This is a genomic window from Streptomyces sp. MnatMP-M17 (assembly GCF_900091995.1).
Taxonomy (GTDB): domain Bacteria; phylum Actinomycetota; class Actinomycetes; order Streptomycetales; family Streptomycetaceae; genus Streptomyces.
This window is the reverse complement of record NZ_FMDK01000571.1, coordinates 1-10,254: the sequence shown is the minus strand read 5'-3', so window position 1 is coordinate 10,254 and position 10,254 is coordinate 1. Positions and strand designations below refer to the sequence as shown.

9 protein-coding genes are annotated in these 10,254 nt (G+C 69.6%); 7 read left to right on the top strand and 2 right to left on the bottom strand.

What is annotated here, in order from left to right:
• Positions 1-217, bottom strand: a 217-nt coding sequence (locus tag GA0115259_RS24650) for a DUF3043 domain-containing protein (protein ID WP_141716677.1), incomplete at its 3' end; no start/stop codon positions are given.
• A gap of 293 nt (positions 218-510) precedes the next feature.
• Here GA0115259_RS24650 and GA0115259_RS24645 point away from each other — a divergent pair.
• From GA0115259_RS24645 to GA0115259_RS24620, 6 genes are all read left to right on the top strand, one after another.
• Positions 511-1,299, top strand: a complete 789-nt coding sequence (locus tag GA0115259_RS24645; protein WP_093601092.1) for a PspA/IM30 family protein — start codon at positions 511-513, stop codon at positions 1,297-1,299.
• 43 nt (positions 1,300-1,342) lie between these two features.
• Positions 1,343-1,630: a PspA-associated protein PspAA gene (locus GA0115259_RS24640; protein ID WP_093601090.1), complete on the top strand. Its 288-nt coding sequence runs from the start codon at positions 1,343-1,345 to the stop codon at positions 1,628-1,630.
• 184 nt (positions 1,631-1,814) lie between these two features.
• Entirely contained in the window at positions 1,815-3,071 is a 1,257-nt protein-coding gene (locus GA0115259_RS24635; RefSeq protein WP_093601088.1) for a sensor histidine kinase, read from the top strand.
• Positions 3,068-3,754, top strand: a complete 687-nt coding sequence (locus GA0115259_RS24630) for a response regulator (RefSeq protein ID WP_093601086.1) — start codon at positions 3,068-3,070, stop codon at positions 3,752-3,754. The genes GA0115259_RS24635 and GA0115259_RS24630 overlap by 4 nt, the downstream gene beginning before the upstream one ends.
• 287 nt (positions 3,755-4,041) lie before the next feature.
• Entirely contained in the window at positions 4,042-7,203 is a 3,162-nt protein-coding gene (locus GA0115259_RS24625; protein ID WP_093601084.1) for an efflux RND transporter permease subunit, read from the top strand.
• Between the two features lie 209 nt (positions 7,204-7,412).
• The gene (locus GA0115259_RS24620) at positions 7,413-8,492 is read left to right on the top strand and encodes a glycerophosphodiester phosphodiesterase family protein (protein ID WP_093601082.1); all 1,080 of its coding nucleotides are present in this window, start codon (positions 7,413-7,415) and stop codon (positions 8,490-8,492) included.
• A 92-nt stretch (positions 8,493-8,584) separates the two neighbouring features.
• Here the strand turns inward: GA0115259_RS24620 and GA0115259_RS24615 are convergent, their stop codons facing one another.
• Positions 8,585-9,466: an SDR family oxidoreductase gene (locus GA0115259_RS24615; RefSeq protein WP_093601080.1), complete on the bottom strand. Its 882-nt coding sequence runs from the start codon at positions 9,464-9,466 to the stop codon at positions 8,585-8,587.
• 85 nt (positions 9,467-9,551) lie between these two features.
• Here GA0115259_RS24615 and GA0115259_RS24610 point away from each other — a divergent pair, with 85 nt between their 5' ends.
• Complete coding sequence (locus GA0115259_RS24610; RefSeq protein ID WP_093601078.1) at positions 9,552-10,130, top strand: TetR/AcrR family transcriptional regulator; 579 nt, start codon at positions 9,552-9,554, stop codon at positions 10,128-10,130.
• The last annotated feature ends 124 nt before the right edge of the window (positions 10,131-10,254 follow it).

Below are 10,254 nucleotides of genomic sequence, written 5' to 3'. Positions count from 1 at the left end.
GGCGGGCCAGGTCCACGCGGCGCGCCTCGCGCTGGCGCTTCATGGCCGTCTTGCGGTCGGTCGGCGTCGTGGAGGCACGACGCCGCTGCGTCTGCGCCTCACTCCGCTTGGGAGTCGGGCGGCCCTTGGGGGCCTGCGGGTCGCGGGGCTGCGTGGAGGAGTCCGGCGTCACCTGGGTGGCGGGGGCCTTCTCTTCTTTGGAACGGCTACGGAACACAAAGCCCAAGGGTACGGGGTGTCGTGGTTGGACCCCACCCCGCCGGGGAACGATCCCGCAACGGCCCGCGTCCTTACCTAGGACAGTGCGACCGTACCGGGACAGAGAGGACGCGGTCGGCGCTCTCCCTGATGGTCATCTACTCCTTGCGCCGGAGCAGGGGCCGGGAGCAGTCGTCCTTGGGGAGGAGCGCATCCGCACTCGAACAGTGCGGTAATAGAGGCAGGGCCCGTACTGTGGGTTCTGTTGGAGTGCTGGAAGCGGAGTCCGTCAGAAGGGGGCGCGCGAAGCCCATGAGCGGTGTCATGAAACGTATGGGGATGATCTTCCGCGCGAAGGCGAACAAGGCCCTCGACCGGGCCGAGGATCCGCGCGAGACCCTTGACTACTCGTACCAGAAGCAGCTTGAGCTGCTCCAGAAGGTACGCCGCGGGGTCGCCGATGTGGCGACGTCCCGCAAGCGGCTGGAATTGCAGCTCAACCAGTTGCAGGGCCAGTCGACCAAGCTGGAGGACCAGGGCCGCAAGGCGCTGGCGCTCGGCCGGGAGGATCTGGCGCGCGAGGCGCTCTCCCGCCGTGCGGCGCTCCAGCAGCAGGTCACCGACCTGGAGACACAGCACCAGACCTTGCAGGGTGAGGAGGAGAAGCTGACGCTCGCCGCGCAGCGCCTCCAGACCAAGGTCGACGCCTTCCGTACGAAGAAGGAGACCATCAAGGCCACCTACACCGCGGCGCAGGCCCAGACGCGGATCGGAGAGGCCTTCTCGGGCATCTCCGAGGAGATGGGCGACGTCGGCATGGCGATCCAGCGGGCCGAGGACAAGACCGCGCAGCTCCAGGCGCGGGCCGGCGCGATCGACGAGCTGCTGGCCTCCGGCGCGCTGGACGACCACTCCGGGATGGCGAAGGACGACATCGCCGCCGAGCTGGACCGGATCTCCGGCGGTACGGATGTCGAGCTGGAGCTTCAGCGGATGAAGGCGGAGCTGGCGGGCGGTTCGGCGCCGAAGCAGGCGATCGAGTCCGGTTCCGCCGAGCCAGAGGACGCCCCGCCGAATCTGGGCAAGTTCGACAAGCAGTGATCCGGCAGTCCCGGCAGTAGGGACCGAGCAGTAGGGACTCGTCATGATCGTACGGATCATGGGGGAGGGCCAGGTGAAGCTGGCGGACAGCCACTTCGCCGAACTGGAAACGCTCGACGACGAACTGCTCGCCGAGGTCAGGGGCGGCGACGAGGACGGCTTCCGCCGTACCTTCCACGCCCTCCTGGCCACGGTGCGCGAGCTCGGCGAGCCGCTGCCGGACGACGCCCTGGAGCCGTCCGAGCTGATCCTGCCCGCGCCGGGCGCGACCTTGGAAGAGGTCCGCGCGCTGCTCGACGACGAGGGCCTGATCCCTTCGGTCCGGCCCTGATCCGCCGCTCGGTCCGGCCCGGTCTCCCGGACCGGAGCGCCTCTTTCGCACGTTCCGCACTTCTCACACTCCAGCGTCTCCCTGTGCCCCGCGCCACCGACGGCGCGGGGCACTCGCCGTCCCGGGCACCTCAGGCCGTCGCCGCACGCCGTACCGTTGACGGCGCCCCGTACCGTTGCTTGACGTGACATCCCTCGGAACCGCGGTCGCGCGGACGCGATGCTGGACACGCGCGCACACGCGCGCGTCCGACGGAGCTCTCGCCGCCGCCGTCCTCGTCTGCATGATCGTCGGATCGTTCGCGGAACCGCCCGGCGGTCACAACGGCCCGAGCTTCGGTACCCGTACGCCCGGCGCCCTCAGCGTCGTCCTGATGGTGCTCGCCGCGGGCGCGCTCGTCTTCCGCCGCCGCGCGCCCATGTCCGTACTGCTGTGCACCGGCGCCACGACCGTCCTCGAACTGATGGTGGTCCAGCCGCCCGCGCCCGTCGTCCTCAGTACCGTCATCGCGCTCTACACCGTCGCCGCGCACACCGACCGGCCCACCACCTGGCGCGTCGGGATCGCCACCATGGCCGTGCTCACCGCCGTCGCCATGGTCTTCAGCGCCGGTGTCTGGTATGCCCAGGAGAATCTGGTGATCTTCGCCTGGACCGGGATGGCGGGCGCCGCGGGCGATGCCGTACGCAGCCGCCGCGCCTTCATCCACGCCATACGCGAGCGCGCCGAGCGCGCCGAGCGCACCCGTGAGGAGGAGGCCCGCCGCCGGGTCGCCGAGGAGCGACTGCGGATCGCCCGCGATCTGCACGATGTCGTCGCCCACCACATCGCGCTGGTCAATGTGCAGGCCGGTGTCGCCTCGCATGTCATGGACAAGCGTCCCGACCAGGCCAAGGAGGCCCTCGCGCATGTACGGGAGGCCAGCCGCTCCGCGCTCAGCGAGCTGCGGGCCACCGTCGGGCTGCTCCGGCAGTCCGGTGATCCCGCGGCCCCCACGGAACCGGCCCCGGGCCTCCAGCATCTCGACGGGCTCCTCGACACCTTCCGCAACGCGGGACTGCCCGTACGGTTCGCCGCGAACGGCACGGACCATCCCGCCCGGCTGCCCGCCGCCGTCGACCTCGCCGCGTACCGGATCATCCAGGAGGCCCTGACCAATGTGCGCAAGCACGCGGGTCCCGGCGCCAAGGCCGAGGTCAGCGTCGTGCGGGTGGGCGCCACCGTGGAGATAACGGTGCTGGACGACGGCGAAGGCACCGGCGAGCCCGCCGACGGCGGCGGCCACGGTCTGCTCGGTATGCGCGAGCGTGTCACCGCGCTCGGCGGCACGCTCACCGCGGGACCCCGCTACGGCGGCGGCTTCCGCACCCAGGCGATACTGCCCGTGAAGACCCCGGCGGGGGACACGGCGCGTTCCGGGGAAGGCATATCAGGCATATGACGATCAGAGTGCTGCTCGCCGACGACCAGACACTGCTGCGCAGCGCGTTCCGTGTGCTGGTGGACTCGGAGCCCGACATGGAGGTCGTCGGAGAGGCCGCCGACGGCGCCCAGGCCGTGGCACTCGCCCGCTCCGCCCGGCCCGATGTCGTACTGATGGACATCCGGATGCCCGGTACGGACGGTCTGGCCGCCACCCGTACGATCAGCGCCGATCCGGAGCTCGCCGGAGTCCGGGTCGTCATGCTGACCACTTTCGAGGTGGACGAGTATGTCGTGCAGTCGCTGCGCGCCGGGGCCTCCGGCTTTCTCGGCAAGGGCGCGGAGCCCGAGGAGCTGCTCAACGCCATCCGGATCGCTGCGGCCGGCGAGGCCCTGCTGTCGCCCGCCGCGACCAAGGGTCTGATCGCCACCTTCCTCGCGCAGAGCGGCACGGCGTCCGACGGCCGGGACCCGGCCGTCAACGCTGAGCGGCTGACGGCCCTCACCGGACGCGAGCGCGAGGTCCTCGTCCTGGTCGCGGGCGGCCACTCCAACGACGAGATCGCGGAGCGTCTGGCGGTCAGCCCGCTGACCGTCAAGACCCATGTGAACCGCGCCATGGCAAAACTGGGCGCCCGTGACCGTGCCCAATTGGTGGTAATCGCGTACGAATCGGGCCTGGTACGCCCAAGGGTGGAGTGAACACCCACCCTCGCGTACTCCAGGCGCGGTATGCGGCGGATAAGGAAATGGACCTGGGGCCTACGCGTCCACCCCTTCGGATGGCAGATCGTATAGAGGGGCCGTAATCCCAGGCGTTTCGTTCCGCAGCCTTTCCGTATCCCTTCCGCATCCGTCCGTCGACGGGCGACCCATAGGGCGCTCCGTAGCCGGACAGCCCAGGGACGGGCACCCGGAGACGGGTCGCCGCGCCACATCTGCCGCGTCCACCTCAGACCTGCCGCGTACACCACAGAAGAGAGACCCCAATGTCCTGGCTGTCCAGATTCAGCCTCGCGCAACGGGCCCTGATAGGGCTGATGTCGATCATCGCGATCGTCTTCGGAGCGATCGCGATACCGCAGCTCAAGCAGCAGCTCCTGCCCTCCATCGAACTCCCGATGGTCTCGGTGCTCGCGCCGTACCAGGGCGCCTCACCCGATGTGGTCGAGAAGCAGGTCGTCGAGCCTCTGGAGAACTCGCTCAAGGCCGTCGACGGCATCAGCGGCATCACCTCCACGGCCAGCGAGGGCAACGCCCTGATCATGGCCAGCTTCGACTTCGGGAGCGAGGGCACCAAGCAGCTCGTCGCCGATGTCCAGCAGGCCGTGAACCGCGCCCGCGCCCAGCTTCCGGGCGATGTCGACCCGCAGGTCGTGGCCGGCTCGACCGACGACATCCCGACCGTCGTCCTCGCCGTCACCTCCGACAAGGACCAGCAGGCGCTCGCCGACCAGCTGGAGCGCACCGTCGTACCGTCCCTGGAGGACATCGACGGTGTCGGACAGGTCACCATCGACGGTGTCCGCGACCTCCAGGTCTCCGTCACTCCCGACGACAAGAAGCTCGCCGCGGCGGGTCTGAACACCATGGCCCTTTCCGAGGCGCTCAGGACGAACGGCGCCGCGATCCCCGCGGGTTCGTTCTCCGAGGACGGCAAGAGCCGTACGGTCCAGGTCGGCGGCGGATTCACCTCGATCGAGCAGATCCAGGACCTGCGGATCATCCCTCAGGGCGGCCGGCCCGGCGCCGCGCCCGCGAAGCCCGTACGCCTCGGTGACATCGCCACCGTCGAGCAGACGCCGTCCGCCGCGACGTCCCTGACGCGTACGAACGGCAAGCCCAGCCTCGCGGTCATGGCCACCATGGACAACGACGGCAGCGCCGTCGCCATCTCCAACGCGGTCAAGGACAAGCTGCCCGACCTCCGCAAGGACCTCGGCTCCGGCGCCACGCTCACCGTCGTCAGCGACCAGGGCCCGGCCGTCTCCAAGTCGATCTCAGGACTGACCACCGAGGGCGCGCTCGGTCTGCTCTTCGCCGTGATCGTGATCCTGGTCTTCCTGGCCTCGATCCGCTCCACGCTGGTCACCGCGGTCTCCATCCCGCTCTCCGTCGTGCTGGCGCTGATCGTGCTGTGGACGCGTGACCTCTCGCTCAACATGCTCACGCTCGGCGCGCTGACCATCGCGATCGGCCGGGTCGTCGACGACTCGATCGTCGTCCTGGAGAACATCAAGCGGCACCTCGGCTACGGCGAGGAGCGCGAGAGCGCCATCCTCACCGCGGTCAAGGAGGTCGCGGGCGCGGTCACCTCGTCCACTCTCACCACCGTCGCGGTGTTCCTGCCGATCGGTCTGGTGGGCGGCATGGTCGGTGAGCTGTTCGGCTCGTTCTCGCTGACGGTGACGGCGGCGCTGCTCGCCTCGCTGCTGGTCTCGCTGACCGTGGTGCCGGTGCTCTCGTACTGGTTCCTGCGCGCGCCCAAGGAGACCGAGGGCGTCGGCGCGGAGGAAGCGCGCCGCCAGGCCGAGGAGAAGGAGGCCCGCAGCCGGCTCCAGCGCATCTACGTACCGGTGCTGCGCTTCGCGACGCGCCGTCGGCTGACCAGCGTCGGCATCGCGGCCGTGGTCCTGCTCGCCACCTTCGGCATGGCTCCGCTGCTCAAGACCAACTTCTTCGACCAGGGCGAACAGGAGGTCCTCTCCATCAAGCAGAAGCTGGCCCCGGGCACCAGCCTGGAGGCCGCCGACGCCTCCGCGAAGAAGGTCGAGACGGTCCTCGCCGGCATCGACGAGATCAAGGACTACCAGGTCACCGTCGGCTCCTCCGGCTTCATGGCGGCCTTCGGCGGCGGTACGGGCGCCAACCAGGCGTCGTACCAGGTGACCTTGGACGACAACGCGTCGTTCGACAAGACGCAGGACCGGATCGAGAAGGAGCTGGCCGGGCTCGACGGCATCGGCGAGACGACGATCTCGGCGGGCGACGGCTTCGGCAGCCAGGATCTGAGCGTCGTGGTCAAGGCCGCCGACGCGGCCACGCTGCGTACGGCGGCGGACGAGGTACGGGACGCCGTCGCGGACCTCAAGGACGTCACCGATGTCCAGAGCGATCTCTCGCAGAGCATCCCGCGTATCTCGGTCACGGCCAACTCCAAGGCCGCGGACGCCGGATTCAGCGATGCCACGCTGGGCGTCGCCGTCGGCCAGGCCGTACGCGGCACGGCCTCCGGCAAGGCGATCCTGGACGACACCGAGCGCGACATCGTCATCACCTCCGCCAAGCCGGCCAAGACGATCGCCGAGCTGAAGAACCTGCCGCTCGGGCCGGTCAAGCTCGGTCAGATCGCCGACGTGAAGCTGGTTCCCGGACCGGTCTCGATGACGCGGATCGACGGCTCGCGCGCCGCGACGGTCACGGCCAGGCCCACCGGTGACAACACCGGCGCGGTCAGCGCCTCGCTCCAGTCGAAGATCGACGCGCTGGATCTGCCGGAGGGCGCGACCGCGTCCATCGGCGGAGTCTCGCAGGACCAGGGCGACGCGTTCGTACAGCTCGGTCTGGCCATGCTGGCGGCCATCGCGATCGTCTTCATGCTGCTGGTCGCGACCTTCCGCTCGCTGATCCAGCCGCTGATCCTGCTGGTCTCGATCCCGTTCGCGGCCACGGGCGCGCTCGGGCTGCTGATCGTGACCGGTACGCCGATGGGCGTCCCGGCGATGATCGGCATGCTGATGCTGATCGGCATCGTGGTGACCAACGCGATCGTGCTGATCGACCTGATCAACCAGTACCGCAGGCAGGGCCTGAGCGTGGTCGAGGCGGTCGTCGAGGGCGGCCGTCACCGGCTCCGCCCGATCCTGATGACGGCCCTGGCGACCATCTTCGCGCTGCTGCCGATGGCGCTGGGCATCACGGGCGAGGGCGGCTTCATCGCCCAGCCGCTCGCGGTCGTGGTGATCGGCGGTCTGGTCTCTTCGACGCTGCTGACGCTGCTGCTCGTACCGACGCTGTACGCGATGGTGGAGCTGCGCAAGGAGCGCCGCGCGAAGAAGAAGGCGGCGAAGCGGCAGGCGAGGTCGGGCGGTACGGCCGGTACGGGTGGCGCACCGGCCAACGAACCGGCTCCGGAACCGGCCGGTGTCTGACAACTGACGTCTGACAACTGACGTCTGACATCTGAATACCGTCGCCCTGGAGCGCCCGCGATATGCGGGCCGCTCCGGGGCGACGGCTTTTTGTGGGTAAGGATCGTTGCGCCGGCGTTCACGATCCCCTCATGTTCGGGCTTCGTACGCGCTGGACCCTGTGACTTAGCGTCAACGAGTCCAATTCGCCCGAAGCAGACGAGGTTCAGATGTCCCTCTGGCATGCATTCGCTGCCCTGGCCGTTGTGCCGGCGCTCTCCCTCCCGGCGACCGCCGAGGCCACCACGGCCCGCGGTCACCACGATCACGTACCGCCGCAGAAGACGCACTTCGACCTCCAGGCCCACCGCGGCGGCCTCGGTCTGACCACCGAGGAGTCCCTGGAGGGCTTCGGCAAGGCGCTGCGCCTCGGGGTGAGCACGCTGGAGCTGGACACCCATGTCACCAAGGACCAGAAGGTCGTCGTCACCCACGACCGGCAGATCAGCGCCCAGAAGTGCAAGGACACCGGGCCGGTCGCGCCGGGTGACCCGATGTACCCGTACGTCGGCAAGTACATCAAGGACCTGACGCTGGCCCAGATCAGGACCATGGACTGCGGCTACCAGCAGCTGCCCGGCTATCCCGAGCAGGAGCAGATCAAGGGCTTCCGGATGGTGGAGCTGAAGGACGTCCTCAACCTGGTCAAGAGCTACAAGGCCAAGCAGGTCAAGCTGAACATCGAGACCAAGGTGGAGGCCGGCGCGCCCGAGCAGACCGCTCCGCGCGAGCTGTTCGTCCGCCGTGTTTACGAGGAGATCCACCGCTCGGGCATCGAGAAGCAGGTCACCATCCAGTCCTTCGACTGGGGCGCGCTGAAGGAGATGCACAAGCTGGCGCCGAAGTACCCGCTGGTGGCGCTGACGAACTACGACTTCCTCCAGGTCGGCAAGCCGGGCGCCTCCCCGTGGCTCGGCGGCATAGACGCCGACGACTACGACGGCGACTTCGTCAAGGCCGCCTCCGCCATCCCCGGTGTCACCGCGCTCTCGCCGAACTACGGCTTCCCGCAGAACGGCACGATCGCGGACCCGAACTTCCGCTTCTACCCCGACAAGAAGATGATTTCCGACGCCCACAAGCGCGGTCTGAAGGTCATCCCGTGGACGTGTGACGATCCCGCCACGATCGAGGCGCTGATGGACATGGGCATCGACGGCATCATCACCGACTATCCCGACCGCGTGCGCGACATCATGGCCGAGCGCGGTATGCGCCTGCCGAAGGCGTACCGGGCGCCGCGGCACTGAGGGCGGGCGCGGGTGCGGGCGGGGGCCAGGTGATAGGCGCGTGAGCGCCGGCAGCGGGTCTGTCCGGTCTGCCCAGTCGTCCCGGCCGCGAGTCAGGGCTGGATGTTCTCCAGGTCCTCCAGAAGGCTGGGGTGCTTCGGTTCCCAGCCGAGGGCCTGCCGGGTGTGTGTGCTGGACGAGGGCTGGTCGGCCGCGAAGATCGGGCCGAGAGGGCCGTAGGTCTCCGATGGCACCGACTCGACCGGCAGGCCCAGCCGTCGGCCGATGACCGCGGCGATGTCGCGGACCTTGTCTCCCTCGTCGGCCACGGCGTGCCAGGCGGTCCCGGCCGGCGCCGTCTCCAGGGCGAGCCGGAGGAGGACTGCCGCGTCGAGCGCGTGCACGGCCGGCCAGCGCTGTGCGCCGTCGCCCGGGTAGCCGGACACTCCGGTCTGGCGTGCGATGCCGGTCAGCAGACCGGCGAACCCGCCCGTGCCCTGGTTGTGGACCGTGCGCGGCAGGCGTACGGCCGTGCTCCGCACTCCGCGCGAGGCCAGGCCCAGGACCGCCGTGACCGCGCGGCCGCGACCACCGACCGGCCCGTCGGTCGGCACCGGGTCGGCCTCGGTGGAGACGCGGCCGGGCGCATAGGGCGTACCCGAGACGGTGACGAAGGGGCGGTCGCTGCCGACGAGTTCCTCGCCGAGGGCCGCGAGGGCGGCGCTTTCCTCGGCGACCGCCCTTGCGAGGGCCTCGGGGCTGCTGAAGTCGTTGGCGAATGCCAGGTGGATCACGCCGTCGGCCTGAGCGACGCCGGCGCGAAGGACGTCCAGGTCGGCGAGGCCTCCCCGGAGCGGCTCGGCGCCGGCGACCTCGGCGGCCAGCGCGGACGCGTCGGAGCGGGCGAGCGCGAGGACGGTGTGGCCGTTGCCGAGCAGTTCGGCGACGACGGCGGAACCGATCAGACCGGTGCCACCGGTGACAAAGACATGCATGGAACTCTCCCGCAAGTGATGGGACTCTTGTCCCGTCACCATAGCAGGGTGATGGGACAAGAGTCCCATCGCATATGATGGACCCATGGGTCGATGGGAACCAGGCGCGCGCGAGCGCCTTGTCGTGGCTGCCGTCGATCTGTTCACCGAGCAGGGATACGACGCCACGACGGTCGCGCAGATCGCCGAGCGCGCCGGAGTCACCAAAAGCACCTTCTTCCGGCACTTCCCCGACAAGCGCGAGCTGTTGGTGGCCGGACAGGAGACGCTGAGTCGGCTACTGGCCGAGGGGATCGCCGAGGCGCCCGCTGACGCCGGCCCGCTTGAGGCGGTCGCGGCCGGTCTTGAGCGCGCCTCCAGCGCGATGGGCGCCATGAATCGCGAGTTCGCCCCTCGCCTGAAGGCGGCCGTCGCCGCCAGCGCCGAGCTTCAGGAGCGCGACGCCCTCAAAAGCGTCAGCCTCGCGGCCGCGATGACAACCGCCCTGATCGCCCGCGGCGTACCCGATCCGACCGCGGCTCTCGCGGGCGAGCTGGGCGTCCTCGCCTTCAAACGGGGCTACGCCGAATGGTCCGAGGGCGACCATGACGCCAACGACGAACTCGCCGGATACGCCCTGGCGGCCCTGGAGGAACTGCGCGCGGCGAGCGCATCACTGGGCTGACCGCGTGGCGGGTGCGGGTGCTTTCCCGGCCTGCGGGCTGGTGGGTGGTGTGCGCGGGAGTGGGGTGGGGTGGTGGCGCGTGGGTTTGGCGTCTGGCCGCCGTCTGTTGGTTGGGGTTCAGGAC

What these genes read in the sequence shown, in the direction of transcription:
- GA0115259_RS24625 (WP_093601084.1), top strand. Translation starts at nt 4,042, where the DNA reads ATGTCCTGGCTGTCCAGATTCAGCCTCGCGCAACGGGCCCTGATAGGG.
- GA0115259_RS24615 (WP_093601080.1), bottom strand. Translation starts at nt 9,466, where the DNA reads ATGCATGTCTTTGTCACCGGTGGCACCGGTCTGATCGGTTCCGCCGTC.
- GA0115259_RS24645 (WP_093601092.1), top strand. Translation starts at nt 511, where the DNA reads ATGAGCGGTGTCATGAAACGTATGGGGATGATCTTCCGCGCGAAGGCG.
- GA0115259_RS24640 (WP_093601090.1), top strand. Translation starts at nt 1,343, where the DNA reads ATGATCGTACGGATCATGGGGGAGGGCCAGGTGAAGCTGGCGGACAGC.
- GA0115259_RS24630 (WP_093601086.1), top strand. Translation starts at nt 3,068, where the DNA reads ATGACGATCAGAGTGCTGCTCGCCGACGACCAGACACTGCTGCGCAGC.
- GA0115259_RS24620 (WP_093601082.1), top strand. Translation starts at nt 7,413, where the DNA reads ATGTCCCTCTGGCATGCATTCGCTGCCCTGGCCGTTGTGCCGGCGCTC.
- GA0115259_RS24610 (WP_093601078.1), top strand. Translation starts at nt 9,552, where the DNA reads ATGGGTCGATGGGAACCAGGCGCGCGCGAGCGCCTTGTCGTGGCTGCC.